General features: G+C 46.1%; 18 protein-coding genes. 16 read left to right on the top strand and 2 right to left on the bottom strand.

Translation table 11 applies throughout. From position 1 onward, the window contains the following. The first annotated feature begins 29 nt into the window (after positions 1 to 29). From carB to HXT33_RS04060, 14 genes are all read left to right on the top strand, one after another. Complete coding sequence (gene carB / locus HXT33_RS04125; protein WP_421786636.1) at positions 30 to 3,425, top strand: carbamoyl-phosphate synthase large subunit; 3,396 nt, start codon at positions 30 to 32, stop codon at positions 3,423 to 3,425. Between the two features lie 3 nt (positions 3,426 to 3,428). Then, on the top strand, positions 3,429 to 4,340 hold the full coding sequence (gene pyrF / locus HXT33_RS04120; protein WP_019261091.1) for an orotidine-5'-phosphate decarboxylase: 912 nt from the start codon (positions 3,429 to 3,431) through the stop codon (positions 4,338 to 4,340). A 16-nt stretch (positions 4,341 to 4,356) separates the two neighbouring features. Further along, complete coding sequence (gmk, locus tag HXT33_RS04115) at positions 4,357 to 4,974, top strand: guanylate kinase (RefSeq protein ID WP_421786633.1); 618 nt, start codon at positions 4,357 to 4,359, stop codon at positions 4,972 to 4,974. Positions 4,975 to 5,101: 127 nt separating this feature from the next. Continuing rightward, complete coding sequence (gene rpoZ / locus HXT33_RS04110; protein ID WP_004127189.1) at positions 5,102 to 5,386, top strand: DNA-directed RNA polymerase subunit omega; 285 nt, start codon at positions 5,102 to 5,104, stop codon at positions 5,384 to 5,386. Between the two features lie 145 nt (positions 5,387 to 5,531). Next, positions 5,532 to 6,752: a methionine adenosyltransferase gene (metK, locus tag HXT33_RS04105; protein WP_004135226.1), complete on the top strand. Its 1,221-nt coding sequence runs from the start codon at positions 5,532 to 5,534 to the stop codon at positions 6,750 to 6,752. Positions 6,753 to 6,817: 65 nt separating this feature from the next. After that, positions 6,818 to 9,178, top strand: coding sequence for a primosomal protein N' (locus HXT33_RS04100; RefSeq protein ID WP_421786631.1), 2,361 nt, complete (start codon positions 6,818 to 6,820; stop codon positions 9,176 to 9,178). Between the two features lie 9 nt (positions 9,179 to 9,187). Further along, positions 9,188 to 10,360 carry a shikimate dehydrogenase family protein gene (locus HXT33_RS04095; RefSeq protein WP_421786629.1) on the top strand — a complete coding sequence of 391 codons (1,173 nt, stop codon included), beginning with the start codon at positions 9,188 to 9,190 and terminating at the stop codon, positions 10,358 to 10,360. A gap of 134 nt (positions 10,361 to 10,494) precedes the next feature. Further along, positions 10,495 to 11,367 carry an RNase adapter RapZ gene (rapZ, locus tag HXT33_RS04090; protein ID WP_050543669.1) on the top strand — a complete coding sequence of 291 codons (873 nt, stop codon included), beginning with the start codon at positions 10,495 to 10,497 and terminating at the stop codon, positions 11,365 to 11,367. 264 nt (positions 11,368 to 11,631) lie between these two features. Then, entirely contained in the window at positions 11,632 to 12,579 is a 948-nt protein-coding gene (gene whiA / locus HXT33_RS04085) for a DNA-binding protein WhiA (protein WP_032841772.1), read from the top strand. A gap of 524 nt (positions 12,580 to 13,103) precedes the next feature. Then, on the top strand, positions 13,104 to 14,309 hold the full coding sequence (locus tag HXT33_RS04080) for a phosphoglycerate kinase (RefSeq protein WP_421786627.1): 1,206 nt from the start codon (positions 13,104 to 13,106) through the stop codon (positions 14,307 to 14,309). Between the two features lie 226 nt (positions 14,310 to 14,535). Continuing rightward, positions 14,536 to 15,333, top strand: coding sequence for a triose-phosphate isomerase (gene tpiA / locus HXT33_RS04075; RefSeq protein ID WP_004137410.1), 798 nt, complete (start codon positions 14,536 to 14,538; stop codon positions 15,331 to 15,333). Positions 15,334 to 15,385: 52 nt separating this feature from the next. Continuing rightward, entirely contained in the window at positions 15,386 to 15,634 is a 249-nt protein-coding gene (gene secG, locus HXT33_RS04070; protein WP_004127207.1) for a preprotein translocase subunit SecG, read from the top strand. Positions 15,635 to 15,728: 94 nt separating this feature from the next. Further along, positions 15,729 to 16,568 (top strand): HAD hydrolase family protein, encoded by an 840-nt coding sequence (locus HXT33_RS04065; RefSeq protein ID WP_421786624.1) that lies wholly within the window; start codon positions 15,729 to 15,731, stop codon positions 16,566 to 16,568. Between the two features lie 151 nt (positions 16,569 to 16,719). Continuing rightward, positions 16,720 to 18,648: a PASTA domain-containing protein gene (locus HXT33_RS04060; RefSeq protein ID WP_421786622.1), complete on the top strand. Its 1,929-nt coding sequence runs from the start codon at positions 16,720 to 16,722 to the stop codon at positions 18,646 to 18,648. 524 nt (positions 18,649 to 19,172) lie between these two features. Here the strand turns inward: HXT33_RS04060 and tal are convergent. Beyond that, a complete protein-coding gene (gene tal, locus HXT33_RS04055; protein ID WP_119521255.1) occupies positions 19,173 to 20,276 on the bottom strand; it encodes a transaldolase in 1,104 nt (367 codons plus the stop codon). A 220-nt stretch (positions 20,277 to 20,496) separates the two neighbouring features. Then, entirely contained in the window at positions 20,497 to 22,596 is a 2,100-nt protein-coding gene (gene tkt, locus HXT33_RS04050; protein WP_308581758.1) for a transketolase, read from the bottom strand. Between the two features lie 311 nt (positions 22,597 to 22,907). On the opposite strand from tkt, the gene hrcA reads away from it, so the two are divergent. Further along, positions 22,908 to 23,924 (top strand): heat-inducible transcriptional repressor HrcA, encoded by a 1,017-nt coding sequence (gene hrcA / locus HXT33_RS04045; RefSeq protein WP_004137402.1) that lies wholly within the window; start codon positions 22,908 to 22,910, stop codon positions 23,922 to 23,924. A 69-nt stretch (positions 23,925 to 23,993) separates the two neighbouring features. Then, the gene (gene dnaJ, locus HXT33_RS04040) at positions 23,994 to 25,145 is read left to right on the top strand and encodes a molecular chaperone DnaJ (protein ID WP_421786619.1); all 1,152 of its coding nucleotides are present in this window, start codon (positions 23,994 to 23,996) and stop codon (positions 25,143 to 25,145) included. Positions 25,146 to 25,176 lie beyond the last annotated feature (31 nt).

Raw genomic sequence — 25,176 nt, 5'->3', positions numbered from 1 at the left:
TTTAAAATTTACGGAAAGAGAAATTTACTATGCCAAAACGTACTGATATTAAGTCGGTTATGGTAATTGGTTCCGGCCCGATTGTTATTGGTCAGGCTGCAGAATTTGATTATTCTGGAACGCAGGCTTGCCGAGTTCTCCGCGAAGAAGGTATTCGCGTAATTTTGGTCAACTCTAACCCGGCTACGATTATGACCGACCCGGAGCTTGCTGACGCAACTTATATTGAGCCAATTGACACTTCGATTTTGGAGAGAATTATTGCAAAGGAGCGTCCGGATGCGCTTCTTCCAACGCTCGGCGGCCAAACTGCGCTTAACGCGGCAATGGATTTGGGCCGTGCGGGAATCCTCGAAAAATACAATGTTGAGCTTATTGGCGCTTCTTTGGAAGCAATCGACCGCGGCGAAGATCGTGAGCTTTTCAAAAAAGTCGTTGAAAAAGCCGGTGCTGAGTCTGCAAAATCTTTTATTGCTCACTCAATCGAAGAAGTAGACAAAATTGTTGAAACTTTAGGATACCCGGTAGTAGTACGCCCAAGCTTTACTATGGGCGGCCTTGGCTCTGGTATTGCTCATAACGAAGAAGAACTTCACCGCATTGCGGGAGCAGGCATTCATTATTCTCCAACCAACGAAGTGCTTATTGAAGAGGGCATTGAAGGTTGGAAGGAGTTTGAGCTTGAGCTTATGCGCGACGCAAAAGATAACGTCGTAGTTGTTTGCCCAATCGAAAACGTGGATCCTGTAGGCGTGCATACTGGCGACTCGATTACAGTAGCTCCTTGCTTTACGCTTACAGACCGCGAGTATCAGAAGATGCGCGATATTGGTATCGCTATTATTCGAGGCGTTGGCGTTGACACCGGTGGTTGCAATATTCAGTTCGCAATCAACCCTCAAACTGGCCGAATTATCGTAATCGAAATGAACCCGCGTGTGTCTCGTTCTTCCGCGCTCGCATCTAAAGCAACCGGCTTCCCAATCGCAAAAATCGCAACGAAACTTGCTTTAGGCTACACTTTGGACGAAATTCAAAACGATATTACGCGTTCAACTCCTGCAAGCTTCGAGCCAACAATTGACTATGTTGTAACGAAGATTCCGCGCTTTGCTTTCGAAAAGTTCCCAGGAGCAGACACCACTCTTACAACTTCCATGAAGTCTGTTGGTGAAGCAATGGCTTTGGCTGGAAACTTCCAGGAATCCCTTGGAAAAGCAATGCGCTCAATCGACAAGCGTCACGCGTGCTTTAGCTGGGATGGTGAGCGTCCAAGTAAGGAAGAAGTAGTCAAGCTTCTTGAAGAAATGCACACTCCAACAGAGCACCGCTACTTGCAAATTCAGCGCGCGCTTTGGGGTGGTGCTACGCCGGAGCAGATTTTTGCAGCAACAAAAATCGACCCTTGGTTTGTTGAGCAGCTGGCTCAAATTAACGAAACTGCGCTCGCGGTTCGTGAAGCTGAAACTTTAACTCCTAAAGTTTTGAAGCGCGCTAAGCTTGCAGGCCTTTCAGACGTTCAAATTGCGCATTTGCGTAATCTTGGCGACGAAGGCGAAAACATGGTTCGTGAGCTTCGTTGGGCTTACGGCTTGCGTCCTGTTTACAAGACTGTTGACACTTGCGCAGCCGAGTTCGACGCAGCAACTCCGTACTACTATTCTTGCTACGCTGATGAAAGCGAGTTGAAGAAGCGCGATCGCGAAGCTGTGATTATTCTTGGCTCTGGTCCGAACCGAATCGGCCAGGGTATTGAGTTTGATTACACTTGCGTTCACGCTGTTCAGGAATTGGGCAAGGATTACGACACCATTATGGTTAATTGCAATCCTGAAACAGTTTCTACAGATTACGACATGTCTGACCGCCTTTACTTTGAGCCTCTTACTTTCGAAGACGTGCTTGAAATTTACGAGGCAGAAAAGAAGCTTGGTCCTGTTAAGGGCGTGATTGTGCAGCTTGGTGGCCAAACTCCACTTTCGCTTGCTGCTCGTCTTAAAGCTGCAGGAGTTCCAATTTTGGGAACAACTCCTGAAGCTATTGATTTGGCGGAAAACCGTGAGCTTTTCGGCGAGGTTCTTCGCCAAGAAGGCATGAACGCTCCTCGCTACGGCACAGCTTTGAGCCTTGAGGAAGCAAAAGATGCAGCTCACGCAATCGGCTACCCGGTTCTTGTGCGCCCAAGCTACGTGCTTGGCGGACGCGGAATGGAAATCGTGTACGATGATGCTCAGCTTGCAAAATATGTTGAGCGCGCTTTGGATGAGGCTCGTGCAGACACTGTTGTTTCTGGTCGCTTGCCTTCGCCGCTTTTGATTGATAAGTTCCTTCAGGACGCTATTGAAATCGATGTTGACGCGCTTTACGACGGCAACGAGCTTTATATTGGCGGCATTATGGAGCATGTTGAGGAGGCTGGCGTTCACTCCGGTGACGCTGCTTGCACTCTTCCTCCAAGCACTCTTTCGGACGATCAGATTCGTCGCCTTCGCGAGGGTACGCTTTCGATTGCTCGTGGCTGCTCTGTTCGTGGCCTTATTAACGTTCAGTATGCTTTTATGGCAAACACTTTGTACGTAATCGAGGCAAATCCTCGAGCTTCTCGTACTGTTCCGTTTGCTTCTAAAGCTACTGGTGTTGCTCTTGCTAAAGCTGCTGCTCGAATTATGGCTGGCGAAACAATCGCCCAGCAGAGAAAGCGCGGACTTCTTCTTCCAAAGGGCGACGGTGGTGACATTCACCCAGGCCAGCAGGTTGCTATTAAGGCTTCTGTGCTGCCGTTCAAGCGTTTCCGCACTCCTGTTGGACGCACGGTTGATATTTTGCTCGGCCCAGAGATGCGTTCTACTGGCGAAGTTATGGGCTTCGACCGTGATTTCCCTCACGCTTTTGCTAAGAGTCAGCTTGCAGCATACAAGGGCGGTTTGCCAACCAGCGGCAACGTGTTTGTGTCTGTAAGCGATGCAGATAAGCGTCAGCTTCCGCTTCTTGCAGTGCGCTTAGTAGAACTTGGTTTTACTATTTGGGCTACTGAAGGTACAGCTTCTGTTCTTCGACGCTACGGCATTGATTCTGTGATTGTAGACAAGCTTTCTAGTCGCGGCGACACGGCGAAAGATGTAACAAATGGTCAGGAAGCTCACGAAAGAATCGGCAAGAATGTTGTGGAGCTTATTGAGAATGGTAAGATTGATATGGTGCTTAATACACCGAATTCAAGAGGGTCTCGCACAGACGGCTACGCTATTCGCGCAGCAGCTGTTGCAGCAGATCTTCCGCAATTCACAACTATTACCGAATTTGCGCCAGTATTGATGGCTATTGAGGCCGTTAAGAACAACGATTATCAGGTGATGAGCATACAAGAGCATGCAAAGCAACTGTTTGCAATCGAAAAGGCAGAAAACGAAGAAAGTCGGGCTTAATACATGACCGAGAGCATACGTGATCAAGAATTACAAGCGCAGCGATCCGATTTTGGCTTGCGTTTGAAGAATGCTATGGCCAAGTATGGTCCTCTATGCGTTGGTATTGATCCTCATCGCAAAATGTTGCTTAATTGGGGATACAACATGGATGCTCTCGGCGCTGAACTGTTTTCAATGCGCATGCTTCAAGCTATGAACGGCAGGGCAGCGGCAGTAAAATTCCAGTCCAGCATGTTTGAGCGCTACGGTTCTAAAGGTTTCGCAGCGCTTGAACGCGTGCTTTACGCGGCTCGTCAAATGGACGTTATTACGATTGTTGACAGCGGCCATGGCGGATTGTCTACTACGATTTCTGCTCTTGCGGACGCATATTTTAAGCCGGACGCGCCTCTTCTCGCCGACGCTATTACGCTTCTTCCGTATTACGGCGCTGGATCTATGGGCGGGCTTATTAACGAAGCGCTTAATAATGGTCGCGGCGTTTTTATTGCGTCGCTAACTTCTAACCGCGAAGGCGCAAGCTTGCAAACTGCAATCCGCCAAAGTGGAACTTACCGCGGAACTACAGTAGCTCACGGAATTGCTCAAACAGCTCAAAGTTTTAACAACAATACAAAGGGCATGGGTTCTGTTGGCTTAATTGTTGGCGCTACTATTGGTGACTGGATGAACGGCGGCGGAATTGACGTTGCAAGTTTTACCGGACCAATTCTTTCCCCAGGCTACGGCTGGCAGGGTGCTGAAGCTAACGACTTAAAGCGTGTTTTTGCCGGTACGCATGGTAATGTGTTGGTAACTGTTTCTCGCTCTATTGCGTCTCATGGTCCAAGTATTGGCGAACTGTCTGCCGCAACAGAGCGAATAGCGTGGGATATTCGTCAGGCTCTTATTGATTCAGACGAACGTGCGTAATTGAGAGGTGAGGGAAATGTCTACCAAAGATGATTCGGCTGCTTCTAGCTCTTTACAGACTAAGCGTCGTCTAATCGTATTAACTGGTCCTACTGCAGCCGGTAAAGGTACGGTAGAAGGCATACTTCGCGAGAAGCATCCTCATATTTGGTTGTCTGTTTCTGCAACTACGCGCGCGCCTAGACCTGGTGAGTTTAACGGAATCCAATACTGGTTCTTGGATGAGGAAGAGTTTGAGCGCCGTAAACGCAATGGCGAATTTTTAGAAACTGCTCTTGTTCACGGAATGGCGCATTACGGCACTTTGCTGCAGCCTGTTTTGGAGCATCTTGAGCAGGATATTCCAACTTTGCTGGAAATTGATTTGCAAGGCGCTAGGCGAGTAAAGCAAGAGGCTTCTAGGCTCGGTTTGGAAGTTGTGTACGTGTTTATTGCGCCTCCAAGCTTTGAAGAGCTTAAGCGTCGTCTTATTGGCAGAGGCACCGAAACTCCTGAGCAGCAGGCAAAACGTTTGGAAACCGCAAAGGTGGAGATTGCTGCAGCCAGCGAGTTTGATGTTGTTATTGTGAACGACAATGCTGAGCGCGCGGCGGACGAACTTTGGAACGTTATTTCTCGCGAATACGAGCTATAAATAGTTTATAAACAACTTATAAATAGTTCATAAAGAAGTTATAAATAGAACTTAGCGCAATATCCAATCTATAGCCTATAATAGGCGTTTTGGAACTATTGTGGCACCATAGAATTTGGAGAATATTATGGCATTAGGCACTCAGCCAACACCTACGGGTCTTGCGAATCCACCAATTGATGATCTTATGCAACATGCGGATTCCAAGTATGCGCTTGCCTTATTTGCTGCAAAACGAGCACGTCAAATTAATTCTTATTTCACGCAGCTTAACGAAGGTTTGCTTCAAAATGTTGGTCCATTAGTTGAGTATCAAAATCAAGAAAAACCTTTGTCTATTGCTTTCCGTGAGATTAATAGAGGCTTGCTTGAAGAGACGCTTGGTGAAGACGATTTAAGCGAAGGCAATTAATTTATTTATTAGTTAAGTGATAAAGCTTAGACTTATTGCTTTAGCGTCTTTTTATGCGCATAATCGCAGTCGTATCATCTGTGCTTGAAACTCGGATGTGCGGCTGCGTTTTTTCACTTTACGAGTATTTGTATTGGAGGGGATTGTGGAAGAAATTAAGTTAATTTCTGCAGAATCTGTTACTGAAGGTCATCCGGATAAGTTGTGCGATCAGATTGCTGACGCTATTTTGGACGATATGCTTCGTCAAGATCCTCACGCTCACGTTGCCGTAGAAGTTTGCGCTTCTGTAGGCCAATTTGTTGTGTTTGGTGAAGTTAGAGGCGAAGTTTATAGCGATATTCCAGGAATTTTGCGCTCTGTGGTTCGTAATGTTGGGTATACGAGTTCCACTATTGGTCTTGACGCTGATTCTTGCGGAGTTATGGTTTCTTTAACCGAGCAGAGTGATGAAATCAATCAAGGCGTTACTCGTTTGGATGCAAAGAGCGAAAGTGCTGCTTCTCGCGAGGAGCGTTATGCTGCTCAAGGTGCTGGAGATCAAGGTGTTATGTTTGGCTACGCAAGTGACGAAACTGACACTTTAATGCCGCTTCCAATTTATCTTGCTCACCGTTTAGCACAAAGGCTTTCTAAAGTTCGAAAAGATGGTATCGTTGCGCATTTGCGTCCAGATGGGAAAACTCAGGTTACTATTGAGTACGATTCCAAAGGTACGCCTAAACGTTTGGATACTGTTTTAATTTCCACGCAGCACGATTCTGAAGTTTCCAGCGATTGGCTTAAGTTACAGCTTGTTGAGCATGTTGTTAAGCCTGTGTTGGACGAAGTTCTTGCTCAAAAAGTTGCGCACGATTCATACCGTATGCTTGTGAATCCTACTGGCTCTTTTGTTTTGGGCGGTCCTGCTGCAGATTCTGGTTTGACTGGTCGAAAAATTATTGTTGACACTTACGGTGGTGCGGCGCATCATGGCGGCGGAGCTTTTTCTGGAAAAGATCCAAGTAAAGTTGATCGTTCCGCAGCTTATGCAGCGCGTTGGGTTGCTAAGAATATTGTTGCAGCTGGTCTTGCTCATAGGGCAGAAGTGCAGGTTGCTTACGCTATTGGTATTGCGGATCCTGTAAGCGTAAACGTTGAGACTTTTGGTACTGAAGCTGACGGTATTACGCGTGCTGATATTGCTCGCGCTGTTCGTGAAGTATTCGATTTGCGCCCGGCTGCAATTATTGACGAGCTTAATTTGCTTCGCCCAATTTACGCTAAAACCGCGGCTTATGGCCACTTTGGTCGCACAGATGTTAAGTTCCCTTGGGAAGAAACGAATAGAACTGATCAGCTTCTAGCCGCATTAAATCTTAAGTAGAATCTTAAGTAGAATCTAATTTAGAATCTAAAAGCTAAAAGTACGAGCTAAAAGTAGAAGCTAAAATGGCAGAGCAACCTTCGTTAGACGGATTCGCGCGTAAAACTAAACGCAAGCGTAATGCTGTTTCGCGCGTTCCTGCAGACGATTGTGCTATTGCTCACGTAATGTTAGATGTTCAAGCTTCACATTTAGGTCGTACTTTTGACTATTTAGTATCCAAGGATCAAGATGATGCGGCTCAGCCGGGAGCTTTCGTGCGCGTACGTTTTGGTGCGCAAAGGCTTACAGGCGTTATTTGGTCTCGTTCTTCTAATAGCGATACTCCTTCTTCTGCTTTGCGATTTTTAGAGCGTGTGTTTCCTTCAGATGTGCTGATTTCTAAGTCTTTGCGAGAAGATATTGACGCTATTGCAAAAGCTTATGGTGGAACTATAGCTAATATTCTTCGTCTTGCTGTGCCTCAAAGAGTTGCAAGAGTTGAGCATGAGGAAGTTTTTGATAGCATACGTTTGCATCGCAGAAAAGATTGGTGCATAAATCTTAAAAAGCTTTTGGAAAGCAGTAATAAAACTTATAAATCTAATGAAGCTAATGAAACTGATTCTTCTATCGCTACTTTCGATAGAATGATTGAATCTTACGAAAATGCGGATATTTTGCATGATGCTTTAGTTAAAAAAGCTAGTAACGCGGATTTTGACGGCGAAAAAATCGAAAATAATAATGCTAAATCTTTTGTAGTTGATGCACCTGCAGGCTCTTTAAGAATGGCTCAAGATTTAGCTTGGATGATTGTAACGGCTGTAAGTCAAGGAAAGCAGGCTGTTGCTGTTTTGCCAACGCTTAGGGAAGTAAATGACGTTATGCGCGCGCTTATGGCTTACGGATTAAAACCGTATAAGCGCGTTAGTGAAAATCACCGTGGTTTTTCTGCAGGCGGTTTCGATGGAGATGTTGCGCGTCTTTGCGCGGCGGATGCTCCGGCTGACCGTTATAGAGCTTGGCGTGCAGTAGCTTCCGGAATAGTTCCTTGCGTGCTTGGAACGCGCGCTTCAATGTATGCTCCGGTTGAGGGGGATGCTTTATTCGCTATTGTTGAAGATACCGCATACCAGTATGCAGACGGAATGATGCCTTACGCTCAAGCTCGTGGCGTTATGAGACTTCGCGCAAAAAAGCATGGTGGCGTTTTTGTAGCAATGGCATATTCTAGAAGCGCGTTAAGTCAAAGCGAAGTAGATTCGTATTCTTCCAATACGCAAGTTGCAAAAGATATAAGTGGAAGTAGCGTTCCTGTAACAGTGCGCAAAGAATTGCGCGAAAAAATAGTTCCGTGGGTTCGCTGGCTTAATCGAGAAACTTTGTCGAAACTTGCTGACCCAAGCATTGGCGCTAGAATACCGCATACCGCTGTAAGAGCAATAAACGAGGCTCTTGCAGACGGAAATCCTGTGCTGCTTTCTATTGCTCAAGATGGCGTTACTCAGTCTGCAATGTGCTCTTCTTGCCTTCACCAAGCGCGTTGCAGGCGTTGCACTGGACCTTTGGATATTAGTGCTGGGATTAAATCCCTTCGATGCTTATGGTGTGGAGCAAGCGCAGTCAATTGGTCTTGTGCTAATTGCGGAAACACTAATCTGCGTGCTATACGCGTCGGTGCTGCAGGTATTGCGCAAGAAGTGTCAAAATTGTTTAGAAACGTGCCTATTTTGCTTTCTTCTCCGCATCAGCCGAACGGAATTATTCATAGCATAGATAAAAAGCCTGTAATTGTTGTGGCAACTTCCGGCGCAGAGCCGCGCGTTAAATCTCAAAACGGTGCGCAAAGCGGCTCGTATGGCGTTGTGGCAATACTCGACACTTGGGTGAGCTTGTATGCGTCGGGGCTTGATTCCAGAATTGACACTCTTACCGCTTGGATGAAAGCTGCAAGCTTGTGCGCTCCTAGAACTAGCGGCGGAAGTGTGCTTTTAATTGGTGAAACGTACACAATTTTGTCTAGAGCGCTTACTTTGTGGGACACAACGCAACTTTCGTTAAACGAGCTTTCGGAGCGCAAACAGGCTGTTTTGCCGCCATTTGTAACTGCAGCATGCGTGTGGGGAGAGCGCGATGCTGTTATGCGTGCGCTTGAAAATATTGGGGCAATGAAGGAAAATCTTGGGTGCGAAATTAGTCAAAATGATGATTTTTCAACAATTTCTCCATTATTAGGCATTGTTCCAATGCATCCGCCTGTTACAGACAGATACCAGCATTTTGACGATTTTGACGACCGTGTAAAAGCTGTAGTAAGAGTTCCGCTTTATTTAAGACAAGAATTAGTGAACCGATTACACAAGGAAGTAGCGCATCACGTGGCAAAGCGTGCTGCAGGAGAGTTGCGTTTTTGCGTTGATCCAAAAGATTTATTAGCGTACTGAGGAGTGATTATGTCAAAAATATATCGTTGTGCAGTTTTAGGAGATCCTATTTCGCACTCGCTATCTCCCGTATTGCACAACGCTGCTTATAAAGCTTTAGGACTTACAAATTGGCAATACAGCAAAGAAAAGGTAAGCGAAGCTGAGCTAGCTGATTTTATATCTAATCTTGACGATTCTTGGAAAGGCTTAAGCCTTACAATGCCGCTTAAAAAAACCGTAATGAAACTCGGCACTCCTTGCGACTACTGGTCAAGAACTCTTAACGTTGCAAACACAGCGATTTTTACAAGCAATCCAGCAGCCGCCTCGCCTTCACAAATTGAACTGTGCAATACGGACGTGAGCGGCATAATTATGGCTTTTATTCAGGCTTTGCACGAGCGCATAAGCGGCGTGAAAAAGGCTGTTATTATTGGCAGCGGCAACACGGCATCTTCAGCAATGGCGGCACTTATAGAAATCGCGCAAGCCTCAAAACTTGAGCAGGTTAAAGTGATTGCTAGAACTGAAAATGACGGTAGCGTAAAAGGTGTAGAGCGTTTTAATAATCTTCTGCGCGCGTATTGCGCTGATTCTCCAAATAGCAGAAGCATAGAGCCGTGCTTAGAAAGTAGCGAAAATGAAAGTAGTGAAAAGAAAAGCAATGAAACCGACGCAAATTACGAATCGGTTATAGGGATTGAGTTTCCAAAAATTAGCGAAGAAATATTAAAATGTGACGAATCTCTCATTTTGCAATCTTTAAGTTCCTTAGACGCAATTCGCGCAATTGCAGAAGCAGATATTGTAATAAGCACCGTTCCTGCGCACGTTGCAGACGGCTTGGCAATAGCACTAAAAGCATACTGCAAAAATAGGCGCGTAAAAAGCCTAGGAACACTGCTTGACGTAGTGTACGATCCTCACCCAAGCATGCTTCTTAGCGCGTGGAGGCAATACGGATTGGGGATTGGCGGCGAAGAAATGCTTTTGTATCAAGCTTTAGAGCAAGTAAAGCTTATGACGTTTGAGTACAGAAATTCTAAAGAAGAAGCTGAAGTAAAAGCTGAAGTAAAATCTGAAGTAATCGCGGAAAATATTTCTAATAATGATTCTGACAAGACCGAAGATTACGATAATTCTAAAGATCCTAAAGATTTAATTGATTGCATGCGAAAAGCATTACAGGAGGCATTATGAGCGCCGAAAATCAAGCTGATGCGAAAAGCGATATGCAAAATAGCGCGCAAAATATCTCGCAAGATTGTGCGCAAAATAGCTCGCAAAATAGCGCGAATCAAGAATTAGACGCAAATGCTCACGGCGCAATCAACATGCAATTAGCAGACGGTTTTGAAGTTATGCTAATCACCGGCATGAGCGGAGCCGGACGCTCGCACGCGGCTAACGCGTTGGAAGACATGGGTTGGTACGTTATTGATAATCTCCCTCCAAAACTGCTCATACCGCTGGTAGATATGATGACGTCATCCGGATCAAAAGTGCATAAGCTTGCTGCTGTTATTGACGTGCGCTCTAGAGGATACTTCGACGACCTGTTTGCGGTTCTTGCGCATATTGACGAGCTTGGCGTAAAAACGCGAATCTTGTTCTTAGACGCTTCAGACTCCGTGCTTATTAAACGCTACGAGTCCGTTAGAAGGCCTCATCCTTTGCAGCGCGGCGGAAGACTTATTGACGGCATTTTAGAAGAGCGAGAGTTGCTCAGCCATTTGAAAGATTGCGCGGATATTATTATCGATACTTCAACTCTTAGTATTCATCAACTTTCAACCAAGCTTTACGAAGGACTACTTGGCAAAGGATCTTCCACTGTGGCCGTGCATATTTTCAGCTTTGGCTTTAAGTACGGTATGCCAATGGACGCTGATTTTGTGGTTGATATGCGATTTTTGCCTAACCCATTCTGGGTTCCGGCTCTTCGTGATTTAACCGGAAAAGACAAGGCTGTAAGTGATTACGTGCTTTCTAATCCTGCAGCGGTCGCTTTTTTGGACTCTTACGAAAAGGCGCTGCTCACTGCTATCGACGGTTTTGCTAAAGAAGATAAGCATTACGTTACGATTGCAGTAGGCTGCACAGGCGGCCAGCATCGCTCAGTTGCTACAAGTATTGAGCTTGCAAGACGCTTGCGATTGCACGGTTTGCAGGTTACAGTATCTGCACGCGAATTGCAGCGCAGGTAGTAAGTAATAAAGTAAGTAATAAAGCAAGTAATAAAGCAAGTAATAAAGTAAGTAATAAAGCAAGTAATAAAGCAAGTAATAAAGTAAGTAATAAAACAAACGCAAAAATTTTGTGCTAAAAATATATGCAAACGTGTGCAAATAACGCTAAAATGTCCAACGTATTCTGTATCACAGAAAGCCGGGCATGTCGTGTTCAAACGCATCATGCGAGTATCCAACAGCACGCATATTTTAAGAAGAACAAAAGTAGGAGGTTGTCCCTTGGCTCTTCTTGACGACGTCAAAAATGAACTCGTTTCCAACAACAATGAGCTCCCGACGGTCATTATGGCTCAAGCGGCAGCTATGATGCGCTTTGCTGGCGGTTTAAGGCCAGTAAATAACCAAGCTGTGGTTCGCGCTCAGTTTGACTCTCAACGTTCCGCACAGTGGCTTGTAGAGGTCTTAAAGACGCACTTCCAGCGCGAGGCGACCATTTCGCAGGTTTCGCGTCAGACTCCAGCTGGTACTGTTCTTCGTTACGACGTAGTTGTTGATCACGGTGCTGCAGCATTAGCATTACAATCTGGTTTACTCGACCGACGCATGCGCATTGTTGCAGGCCTAGCCCCAGAAATTATCGGCGGAAGTATCGCCCAAATTAAAGCAGCATGGCGCGGTGCCTTCCTAGCTCACGGCGCAATTTCCGATCCTGGCAAAGCAAGCTACTTGGAAGTAGTGTGCCCAACTCACGAAGCTGCAAACGCTTTGCAAACTATGGCAGCTCGTTTAGGTATTACAGCTAAAGCTCGCCAAGTGCGCAGTTCAGAGCGCGTGACTTTGCGCGATTCCGACGCAATCGAACGCATGCTGAATCTGATTGGTGCTCCTCGTTCTGCTCGCGAATGGACAGGCAAGCGCTCAGATGGTGAAGCACGCGGAAAAGCTAATCGTCTTGCAAACTTTGACGACGCAAATATGCGTCGCAGTGCGAAAGCTGCTGCCGAAGCTTGCGAAAAAGTTCGTCACGCCTTCGACATTTTGGGTGACGATATTCCAGATAATCTGTTGATGGCTGGAAAGCTTCGCTTGGAGCATAGCGACGCAAGCTTGGAAGAGCTTGGACATTTGGCGGATCCTCCAATTACGAAGGATGCTATTGCAGGACGAATTCGTAGACTTTTGCAGCTTTCGGCGAAGGTTGAGAAGTCTCGTATGCAGCAGCTTTAGTGCGGGTTTTTATGTGGCTGTGAGAGGTGGGTGTTACTTGTCTCGCAGCGCTCCGCTCTTATACCTTATTTGGACTTAGCGGTTGCATAGTTAAGTTTAGTTTTTTACTTACTTTTGCTGCAAAAATAGTATTTATCAATAAGATTATTACTATCGCTCCGCTTTTATATTGCTCGACCAAGCAACACCCACCTCTCACGCTTAAATTCACCCACCGTTATTTTTTGGTGTGGTAGGAGTGCCTGGTGTGGATTGTGCAGCAGCATGAATGCTAGTGTTCTTTAAGCAATAAGTACTCACCGTTAGCAAAGCATTACTGCAAAGCTACTGAAGCAACGTCCGCAGAGCATTGATGCAAAGCTTCGTTGTTCATAGGGATTGTTGCAGATGTGCGGTATAATTGCACCCGGCAATGTGTTGATGTTTTAGGCTGATTTTGCGTCTTGTTGAACGAAGTAAGCCGGCACGGTAAGCCAGTATGTAAGTCAAATATGGTAAGCCAATATGGTTTGGAAAGGATACCAATGAAGACACTTAAAGATTTGGGAGATTTGAGCGGCAAGCGCGTTTTGGTTCGCGCTGATTTTAACGTTCCTCTCAAGGGTACTACGATTACCGATGATGGTCGTATTCGTGCTGCTTTGCCAACAATTAAGGCTTTGCGCGAGCAGGGTGCGAAGGTGATTTTAATGGCTCACCTTGGTCGTCCAAAGGGTCAGGTTGTTCCAGAGCTTTCTTTGGCTCCAGTTGCAGCTCGTTTAGGTGAGCTTCTCGGTGTGAAAGTTGCTTTGTCTGCAGACACCTACGGTGAGGATGCACAAGCTAAGGTTGCTGCAATGAACAACGGTGACGTTGTTTTGCTTGAAAACGTGCGTTTTAACGCAGAAGAGACCAGCAAGGATGCTTCCGAGCGTGCAGCTTATGCTAAGAAGATTGCGGCTCTTGGTGACGTATTTGTTTCCGACGGCTTCGGTGTTGTTCACCGCGCTCAGGGCTCTAACTACGATGTTGCTGCAGATCTTCCAGCAGCTGCCGGCTTGCTTGTTGAAAAGGAAGTTAAGGCACTTTCTCGCGCAACCGAAAATCCAGAACGTCCTTTGACCGTTGTTCTCGGCGGCTCCAAGGTTTCCGACAAGCTTGGCGTTATTGAAAACTTGCTTTCTAAGGCTGATCGTCTTGTTATTGGTGGCGGTATGGTGTTCACCTTCCTCAAGGCTTTGGGTCACGAAGTTGGTACTTCCTTGCTTGAGGAAGATCAGCTCGAAAAAGTTAAGGGCTACATTGAAACCGCTAAGAAGAACGGCGTTGAGCTTGTTCTTCCAACCGATATTGTTGTGAACGCTGGCTTCCCAGCAGGGGACACTCCTGTTGCTCCAGAAGTTGTTCCAGCTGACGCTATTCCAGCAGACAAGATGGGCTTGGATATTGGTCCTGACTCTCAGAAGCTTTTCCACGACAAGATTGTCGATTCCAAGACTGTTGTGTGGAACGGTCCTATGGGTGTGTTTGAAGTTCCAGAGTTTGCTGCTGGCACTCGTGCTGTAGCTCAGGGCTTGGTTGACGCAACTAAGAACGGTACTTTCACCATTGTTGGCGGCGGCGATTCTGCTTCCGCAGTGCGTAATCTTGGCTTTGCGGAAGATGGCTTCTCGCACATCTCCACTGGTGGTGGCGCTTCCCTCGAGTTCTTGGAAGGCAAGACTCTTCCAGGCTTGAGCGTGCTTGAGTAAATAAGCTTTACGCAAGTCGTAAATAAATTTTACGCAAGTCGTAAGTAAACTAAATGTTTTCAATTATGCCGGCTTTCGATTTTATGAATCTTTTGTAAATCGGAGTCGGCATAATACTAATTCGCGTAAAATCTTGCGTAAAATCTTGCGTAAAATCTACGTAATATTTCGTGTAAAATTTTGCGTAATACTATTAATCTTCAATCCTAAATTTTTAAGGGTGATTATGGTTGTTAAAAGAAAGCCGCTAGTCGCAGGTAATTGGAAAATGAATTTCAATCACCGCGAAGCAACGCATTTTATACAAAAATTTGCGTGGCTTTTGCGTGACGCGCACTACGACTACCGCGATTGCGAAGTGGCTCTTATGCCTTCTTTTACTTCTATACGAAGCGTGCAGGTTCTTGTTGAGTCTGATCGTCTGCCAATATTGTACGGAGCGCAAGCAGTTTCCGTTACTGCGCAAGGCGCTTTTACAGGCGATGTTTCTGCAGATATGCTTGCTAGTCTTGGATGCTCAATGGTTATTGTTGGGCATTCTGAGCGCCGAAAATATCATCCGGAAGACGATGCGAATATTGTAGACCAGGTGCGTGCGGTTCTTGCGGCTGGAATGACTCCAATTTTGTGCGTCGGTGAAAGTTTTGAGGAACGCAAGCAGGGTATTGAGCTTGATTTTGCTGTTGGTCAGGTTCATGACGTAACGCGCGATTTGGACACAAAACAAGCTAAGCGTTTGATTATTGCTTATGAACCTGTGTGGGCAATCGGCACGGGCATGGTTGCTACTGCTCAGTCGGCGCAGGAAGCGGCTTCTGCTATTCGCGAAGATTTGCGCGCAACTTTTGGAAGTGACGTTGCGGATACTGTTCGTATTCTTTACGGCGGATCTGTGACTTCTTCCAACGCTGCAAGTCTTATTGCTGAGCCTGATGTTGACGGATTTTTGGTTGGCGGAGCTTCTTTGGATGCAGAGGAGTTGTCGAATATTGTGCGACTCACCGCAGCACAATCGCGTCTATAGGTCAACGGTTCTTATTAAGATTAGTCGGGTACTCTAAGACAGGAGGTTACTTGTGTCCGCTCTGAAAATCGTTTTGCAGGTATTGCTTGTGCTTACTAGCATTTTGCTCACACTGTTAATTTTGATGCACAAGGGCAAGGGCGGCGGCCTTTCCGACATGTTCGGCGGCGGTTTAACGAAGAACGCCGGTAGCTCTGGTGTTGCAGAAAAGAATTTGAACCGTTGGACAGTGATTATTGCACTGATTTGGGTTGCGGTAATTGTTATTTTGAACTTAATGACTAAGTTCTCACTAATTTAAGTATTCTTTTAAGCGCGTAGTCGAAAGATTGCGCGCTTTTATTTTATTAAAACGCATTGTGTTGATTGTGCGCGCATTAAACATTGAGGTACGTATGCTTCGTTTTTCTCCATCGCTCATTATTGCCGATCTTGATGGCACTATGCTTCATGATTCACAAACTTTTGAAGGCAGATATTTAAGCCAAGAAACTGTTAGCGCTGCTGAGCGTTTGCATGAATCTGGGATTCCGCTTGCAATTATTACGGCTCGCCCTGTTGGTAGTGCTTTTGATTTTATCCACGATTTGCAAGCTCAAGTTTGCGCATATCTTAATGGTGCTCTTATTGATTTTGATTGCGCGCATAGTACTATTAGTGATCTTACTTCGCAGCGAAGTATTGATACTCTTACGCGTTTTGGCTTTGATTCTAAGCTTGCTAGTGATGTTTGCTTGCGATTGCTTGATAAAATCCCTACGCTCCGTCTTGGTATTGTGATGAACGACGTTCGTTACACTAATTTTGATGTTCGTATGCTTTGGAACGAGCAGGATTTTATTATTACCGATTTTTCTAATGTTCCAAGTGGCATTGCAGACAAGATTATTATTGTTCCTCGAGAGAGTGAGAAGGAGCAGCTTCAGCGTATTCTTCCGAGCGATTTTTCATTGCATATTAGCGAAGATGTGTTGTGGATGCTCACGAATCCTCTTGCAAACAAAGGACACGCGCTGAACGTTATTTGCGATCGTTTGGGCGTAAAGACGAGCCGCACAGTTGTTTTTGGCGACGATATTATTGATATCGATATGTTTCGCGCCGGAGGATACGGTGTTGCGGTTGCGAATAGTAACCAGCGTTTGCTTGAGATTGCGGACGAAGTTTGCGCTTCCAACAACGACGACGGCGTTGCTAACTGGCTTAATTCAAACCTCTTAATAGATTGCGAATAACACACCTTTCGTTACTGGCGCAGTTTGCTTTCTGCGTTAATAACGCTGTCGTGTGGATCGCAGCATTTTTTGGCGGTTGGAGTATATTGGTTTTTGTAAAGAGAGCAATATGAGGCGCCAATAAAGAAGGTGCCGGCAAAGAAGGTGTGTTATGGCGTTTTGTATACAGTGTGGTAGCGCTCTTGAAGATAACTGGTCATTTTGCGAAAATTGCGGTGCTCCGGTAAATAGTCGGCCTTCAGATTCGCAGACGACTCAGTTTAACAATCAGCCTGCAGTAGACCAGCAATCCCAGTTTGTCAATCAGCCGGAAGAACAGCAGACTTCGGTAATCAATCAGCCTGCAGCAGACCAGCAATCCCAGTTTGTCAGCTATCCTACAGACTCGCAGCTTCCGTACAATCCTTCGCAAAATCCTCAGCAAAATCCTTCCCAAAATGAAAATAGCGAAAATAGCGAAAATAGCGAAAATAGCGAAAATAGCGAAGTACACAAAGTAGATAAAATGAGGGTAATAATCGCAGTTGTTGTTGCTGCTTCAATCGTTATTGCCGCTGCTCTTGGCACATTTCTTTATTTCGAACTTAACAAAGTTAAGTTGCCTAATGCTTCCGAATTTGCGCGCACAAGCATTACAAAAATGACTAAAAAGCTTGAAAAGCAGGGCTTAAGCGTAAGAATTAAAGGCGAATTTAACAAGCGCAAGCGCGGAAGTTTCTTAAGACTTGACGGTACGAATCCTGGAAATTCAGTGCTTAAATTTAATCCTGTTACGATTGTTCAGTCCAAAGGCCCGGGCGTGCCATCTGAAGGCATAGTTGGCAAAAAAGTTGGTTCAGTTACTAAGATTCTTAAAAAGATGGGCGTGGAAGTAAAAGTCCACAATGTTGTTGTTGATAATACGCCGACTGGGGAAGTGATTGGCTCCGAGCCTATGCCAGGCTATTCCGTTATAAATGGTAATAAGGGCGTTATTAATCTTGCCGTCGCAAGCAAAAACAAGGGTATTCCTGTAAATATATTCGGCATGGATAAAGATAAAGCCAAGGAAAAGCTCAACTCTCTTGGTTTTAACGATATTACTTTAAAGCCTCATTTTGCGTCTAAAAAAATGATAGGCAAAATTATGGGAACTTATCCTTCGCTTGGATCGCAATTTACTGGAGGTCATATTGATCTTCTCTATGGCGTTGACGCGTCTGGCGCAAGAACTGCTATTGCAACGGATATGAAAGGTAAGTCTTTAGAATATAAAAAGGGCAATACAAAACTACAGTTTATAGAATTTATGGAGCCTTTGCTTGGAACTTGGTGCACTAAATCCGGTGACTGCATAAATTTGGGAGCAACAACTATTTATACTCCTAACGAATATCAGAAGGAAACACGTATCTATACTATAAACGGGTATCCGGGTGATAATTTTAGTTCGTCATTTGACCGAACATTACGTAGCTACACTCCAAATACGCTTGAAATGTCAACAGATAATTTAATGCAAATGATTCTAGACGTTATTTCTTCTGTGTCAGTTACGAGTGGAGAAAAGCTTGATCCACATATGAAGGATCTTATGCATAATCATCTTATAGCTGGAGATACTGGCGCTATTGAATTTTATCAGTCGCTTGGTGTACCTTATTGCGGTGATGATTTGTATTTGTTGCCTATTTTAGATCAAAAAGTGTGTGAAGCTGGTCATCTGAAGAATTACGATGGCGATGTTCTGTCTCTATTTATGGATTTGCACAATCATAAGAAGTGGACCGGTATGAGCTATAGAATGACCGATTTCTTTGTTGCAATTCCGGTGAATGCAAAACTTAGTGAGCTGGAAAGTAGCGGATATTTTAAAGGCAAAGGTAAAACGCAGCCGGATCCTAATCGTCCATTTATTTTGCGTAGGGATCCTAAGCTTTACAAAGAAACTGTTGTGCCGTTTGATGGCGAGTATTCGACCTCAGATAATCCGTTTGTGCCGACTAGCAAGCATAAGCCTGTGCCGTTTGCGCCTGCTCCGGATGACAGCAATGCGTACTATCTTGTTGAGCAGCCGTTTGATTGGAGTTCGCTCAAGTAACAGATTTACGGTTTGTTCGGGTAGCCCTCCAAACGTGGGATGGTGCTCGCGCTCTAAGCGCTCGCTTACGAAACTCGCGTGCGCCATCGTAATGTTTTAACCAAATCTCGCTGGCAAACTCTTTCTGGCAAGTAATTACCGTTACTTTCTCAGATACTTTACTGAGTTAGTAACGGTGTCGTGCCAATTACCGTTACTTTCTCAGATACTTTACTGAGTTAGTAACGGTGTTTGGGTGATTACTGTTACTTTCTCAGTTGGCTGACTGAGTTAGTAACGGTGTTTTGCTTATTACCGTTACTTTCTCAGTTTGTTGGCTGAGTTAGTAACGGTGTTGTGTCAATTACCGTTACTTTCTCAGTTTGTTAGCTGAGTTAGTAACACTGGGTAACTTATTTTATTGCGATTGATAAAAACGCAAAACAAAAACCGCACCCGCGTAAGATTAGTACATACGCAAGGTGCGGTTTCGTTATTTAGCGGTTTCGCTGATTAGCAGTTTAGCTATCAGACGATTAGCAAAATCAGGCGTTTACGCGATCGATGCCGGACTGCACGTCAGCGATCACGGAATCCCAAGACTTGATGAAGGCGGCAACACCGTCGGCCTCAAGCTTGTCGGTAACGTCCTTGATGTTAATGCCAAGCTCAGCAAGCTTGTTCATAACAGCGTGGCTCTCTTCGTAAGTGCCCTTAACGGAAGGAGCGCCGTTGCCATGGTCAGCAAGAGCGTTCAAAGTCTTTTCTGGCATGGTGTTCACAACATGCTCAGCAACCAACTCGTCAACGTACTTGCAGTCGGAGTAAGCTGCGTTCTTGGTGCCGGTAGAAGCCCAAAGTGGACGCTGCTTCTTTGCGCCCTTAGCTTCAAGAGCAGCCCAACGTGGGTCAGCTGCGAACTTCTTCTCGAAGAGTTCGTAAGCCAAGCGAGCGTTAGCAACAGCAGCCTTGCCTTCAAGAGCCTTAGCTTCTTCGGAGCCGTTCTCTTCGAGGAGCTTGTCAACAGCGCTATCAACGCGGGAGACGAAGAAGGAAGCTACGGAACCCATGTGCTTCAAGTCATGGCCGTTAGCATCAGCCTGAGCGATACCTTCGATGAAGGCGTCGATAACCTGCTCGTAGCGCTCGAGGGAGAAAATCAAGGTTACGTTCACGGAAATACCCTTAGCAAGGGTAGCGGTGATAGCTGGAAGACCTTCCAAAGTTGCAGGAATCTTGATCATAGCGTTTGGACGATCAACCTTTGCCCAAAGCTCTTCAGCCTGCTTCTCGGTGTTAGCAGTATCGTGAGCCAAGCGTGGATCAACTTCGATGGAAACGCGGCCGTCAACGAAATCGGTCTTTTCAGCAATCTCGCGGAAGATATCGGTTGCGTTACGAACATCGGTGGTGGTCAACTCGCGGATAGCGGTTTCAACGTCGACCTTGCCGAGTTCCTTAAGCTGTGCATCGTATGGGCCAACCTGGCTCAAAGCCTTCTGGAAGATGGATGGGTTGGTGGTAACGCCAACAACATTCTTGTTAGCAATCAAATCCTGCAAAGAGCCGGACTCAATGCGGGTGCGGGACAAATCGTCCAACCAAATAGAAACGCCGGAATCGCTAGTGCGCTGCGTTGCTTCAGTCATGTTATCTCCTTAACACTGTGCTCCACCAATTGGGGCACGTCGGTATTTTGGCGTTTTTACAAGAAACAGCGGTTGATGTCGAACCAACGGTAGCTCGGCATCAACACGCCGTCGCTGTCTCTTGTGAAGTGTTTCGTTAGCACTTCTAGTTTTGTGATGAATCAATTTTATTTTGATACATCAAGCTTTATTTTGCTTACTTGCTTTTTGCCAAGTTATCTTAAGCGCGAGCTTCTTCGATAGAAGCCTTAGCAGCTTCTACTACGTGCTCAGCAGTAATGCCCAAGTCGATCATGTTCTGACCGCCGTCACCCTGCAAGCCGTACTGTTCGATAGAAACAGCCTTGCCGCAATCGCCAAGATACTTGTACCAAGGCAATGCCAAGCCAGCTTCGATGGAAACGCGAGCCTTGACGGACTTTGGAAGGATTGCTTCCTTGTACTCTTCGTCCTGCTCTTCGAACCACTCGAGAGATGGCATGGAAAGAACGCGAGCCTTAATGCCTTCAGCAGCCAAGGTCTTGGCGCCGGCAACAGCCCACTGAACTTCGGAACCGGTTGCCATGATGATTACGTCTGGAGTGCCTTCGCAATCAACCAAAACGTAAGCGCCGTGCTTCACGCCTTCGCGAGCCTTTTCAGCAGTCTCAGCGAGGGTTGGAACGCCCTGGCGAGTCAAAATCATGGCAGTTGGGTAGCTGTTCTTCTTCTCGAAGAAGTAGCGGTAAGCTTCAGCAGTCTCGTACTCGTCTGCAGGGCGCACAACCTCAAGCTGAGGAATAGCGCGGAATGCAGCCAAGTGTTCGATTGGCTGGTGAGTTGGACCATCTTCGCCCAAAGCTACGGAATCGTGGGTCCAAACGTAGAGGTTTGGAATCTCCATCAAAGCAGCCAAGCGAACTGCTGGGCGCTCGTAGTCAGAGAACTGGAAGAAGGTGCCGTTGAATGGGCGAGTGTCAGAACCAAGCAAAATACCGTTGGTAATAGCACCCATTGCGAACTCGCGCACACCGAAGTGAAGCTGGCGGCCGTGCTCGGAAACGTTTGGCCAAGTGCGGGTTGCGTCTTCGGATGGACCGAAGGAGTCAGCGCCCTTAATGTTGGTGTTGTTGGAGCCGCCCAAATCAGCGGAACCGCCCCAAAGTTCTGGCATAACAGCAGCAATTGCGTTAAGAACTGCGCCGGAAGCCTTACGAGTAGCAACCTTAGAGCCAACTTCGAAGCCAGCAACCAAGTCGTCAATAGCCTTGTCGAAGCCTTCAGGAAGCTTGCCGGCCTTAAGACGCTCGTAAAGAGCAGCCTTATCTGGGTTGGCAGCAGCCCACTTTGCAAGAGCTTCATCCCAAGCCTTGTGAGCAGCCAAGCCGCGCTCTGCAACCTTGCGAGCGTGAGCCAAAGCTTCTTCGTCGATTGGGAACGAAACTTCTGGGTCGAAACCGCAAAGTTCCTTCAAGCCCTTAACAGCTTCTTCGCCAAGCTTGGAGCCGTGGGAAGCTTCGTTGTCGGTCTTGCCTGGGGTTGGCCAAGCAATCAAAGTATTAACCTTAATGAAGTGAGGCTTGTCGGTAACTTCCTGAGCCTTTTCAATAGCTGCAGCCAAAGCCTGAACGTCTTCCTTGTAGGAGCCGTCTGGCTGAACGAAGCTAACTTCATCGGTGTACCAACCGTATGCACGGTAACGAGCAAGAATATCTTCAGAGAAGGTGAGCTTAGTATCGCCTTCAATCTGAATGTGGTTTGCATCGAAGATTACGGTCAAATTGCCGAGCTTCTGGTTTCCAGCCAAGGAAGCAGCTTCAGAAGAAACACCTTCCTCAACGTCGCCTTCGCCGCAGATAACCCAAACCTTATGATCGAATGGGGAAGTGCCGGCTGGAGCTTCTGGGTCAAGAAGACCGCGCTCAAAACGCTGGCCGTAAGCAAAGCCAACAGCAGAGGCAAGACCCTGGCCGAGTGGGCCGGTGGTCATTTCGATGCCTGGGGTTAAGCCATACTCTGGGTGGCCTGGAGTACGCGTGTCAGCGCCGCCACGGAAATACTTGAGATCGTCAAGAGTCAAGCCGTAACCAGAGAAGAACAACTGCACGTATTGCGTAAGCGAAGCGTGACCGCCAGAAAGAATAAAACGATCGCGGCCAGCCCACTTTGGGTCAGCAGGATCGTGCTTAATGAAATGCTGGTACAGGGTGTACGCAATTGGTGCCAATGAAACAGGGGAGCCAGGATGTCCGTGTCCTGCTCGCTCAACAGCATCAGCCGAGAGAACCTTCGCCATCTTTACGGCGCGCTCGTCTAATGCAGACCAGTTGAAATCGGTCATGTGATCTACTTTCCTTCCAATAATCCGGGTTTTTAGGCACAGCTTACGCTGGCTTTTTACCCTCTCATTGCCCTTCAATCCTATCTTTCGCGCGCGACGAATATGTTACAAAGTGTGTCAAAAGTTTGCTTTTATGTTCTGTTGCGAGTTTGCTTTTGAGTTCTGCTAATAGTTTGCTTTTATGTTCTGTTGAGTGCTAAGAAATAGACTATTATAAGAATATTAGGAATACTAAGAATATTAGAAATATTAGAAATATAGTATTTAGACGTATTTGTTATTTATAAGGAGCGGTAATGCAGTCACGACGCATGATGATTTTGCGCGCAGTTGTGGAGGATTATATTCGTTCTCAAGAGCCTGTTGGTTCTGCGGCTCTTGCAAAGCATCATCAGCTTGGGGTAAGTTCTGCGACTATTCGTAACGATATGTCTGCCTTGGAAGAAGAAGGCTACCTTGTTCAGCCGCACACTTCTGCCGGACGCATTCCTACCCAAAAGGGGTATCGCTATTTTGTTGACGGCTTGGCTGCAGTTATTCCGCTTTCTGAGCCTCAACGTCGTGCTATACGTAACTTTTTAAGCGGATCTGTTAGTTTGCAAGATACTTTGCAACGTTCTGCACGTCTTCTTGCAAGTATTACCGGTCAAGTCGCGCTCGTCGCATCTCCAGCATTGTCTAAGTCAAAAGTAAAAAGAATTGAGATTGTTCAAGTATCATCTTCTATGCTTCTGGTTGTTGTAATTACAGACGCTGGAGGCGTAGCACAGCACATGATTCAAGCCTCTAACATAAATCCAGACGACTTATTGCATTTAGTTAATATGGTTAATGAGAATTGCGTTGGAGCCTCTCTTTTAGATGCTTCTAAGCGCGTTTATTTGCTTGCAAATCGTAAGGATTTAGCGTCAGCGTTGCAAATTATTAGTCAACTTGCTAATGCTTTAGAAGACATGCACGACGGTGAGCACACTCACGACTTGTATATGGCTGGAGCTTCCCAACTTGCGCATAGGCAAAGTATTGGCGATTTTGCTTCCCTTTTTGACGCTCTTGAAGAACAGGCTGTTATTATGCGACTTATGACTTCGCTAAGCGAGGAAGCAAGCGATTGCGAAAGCGGCGTTAGTGTTGCAATCGGCTCAGAAACGCACACTCCGGGCTTGCTTAATGCTTCTGTTGTAACAAGCGCTTACGGCTACAATGCTGATTCTGATTCCGCGTTTATTGGCTCAATCGGCCCTACTCACATGGATTATGCTGCAACTATGACAGCTGTTAAGGCTGTTGCGCGCTATCTTAATTCGTTTATATCCGAAAATTCTTAAAATTAGCTGGCTTATAGCTGGCTGTGCCTTATGTAAAAATGATTTATGAAAAGGTAAAAGGGGAATTAATTGACTGATTACTACAAGATTTTAGGCGTCGACCACAACGCTAGCGACGACGAAATTCGCAAAGCCTACCGTAAGATGAGCCGCAAGTATCATCCGGATATTGCAGGCGCTGAGTTTGAAGAAAAGTTTAAGGAAGTAAACGCAGCTTACGACGTGCTTTCTAATCCAGAAAAGCGTCGAATGGTAGATATGGGAGTCGATCCTAACGATCCTTCTGCTGGAAGTGCCGGAGCTTCAGGCGCTGGTTTTGCAGACATGGGCATGGGTGATATTTTTAGCCAGTTCTTCGGTGGCTCTTTTGGAACTTCTCAAGGCCCAATTTCTAGAGTTCAGCCTGGTGAGGACTCTTTAGCTGAAGCTAAGATTGATTTGAAAACGGCTATTTTTGGCGGAAATGTGAGTGTTCGCATAACTGCTTTTGGAGTGTGCCAGGATTGCAGCGGTTCCGGTTCTGCCGACAATGCTGCTCCTGAACAGTGTGATCAATGCCACGGTTCTGGCTTCTGCCAGAAGGTTGTGCGCACAATGCTCGGCCAAATGGTTTCTTCAATGCCTTGCGACAAGTGCGAAGGTCACGGCACAATTATTAAAAATCCGTGCCAAAATTGCCGTGGTCGCGGACGAGTGCGCGCGCTTCGCGAAGTTGGTGTGAACGTTCCTGCAGGTATTCGAGATGGAAGCCGTTTGCGTCTTGCTTCTCAGGGTAGTGTTGGCGAGTGCGGCGGCCCTGCTGGCGACTTGTATGTTGATATTCACATTCGCGCCGACAAGCAGTTTACGCGAAACGGCGACGATTTGCATTGCTGGATTACTGTTCCTATGAGCTGGGCTGTGCTTGGTCACGATGTTGAAATCGAAACTTTTGATGGCCTTCAAAAGTTTGAAATTCCTGCTGGATGTCAGAGCGACGACACTGTAACTCTTGAAAATCTTGGAGTTACGAAGCTTCGTTCTAAAGATCGCGGCAATATTATTGTTCATGTTTTGGTTCAGATTCCAACGAAACTTAGTGCAGAAGAGCGTTCGCTTATTAGTAAGTTTGCTAATTTGCATGACAGTGACGTAAAGCATGTTAAGCAAAATTCGCTTGATGAGCAGTCGGGTGAGCGGAAAGGCTTCTTTAGTAAATTAAAGGAAGCTTTTGCAGGCTGATTTTACGTCTTTAATTTACTGCTTTGATTTA

This window comes from Gardnerella sp. DNF00753 (assembly GCF_049244275.1).
In the GTDB taxonomy this organism is placed as follows: Bacteria; Actinomycetota; Actinomycetes; order Actinomycetales; family Bifidobacteriaceae; genus Bifidobacterium; species Bifidobacterium greenwoodii.
Note: the sequence above shows the minus strand (reverse complement) of the source record. Positions and strands in the feature narration are given on the sequence as shown.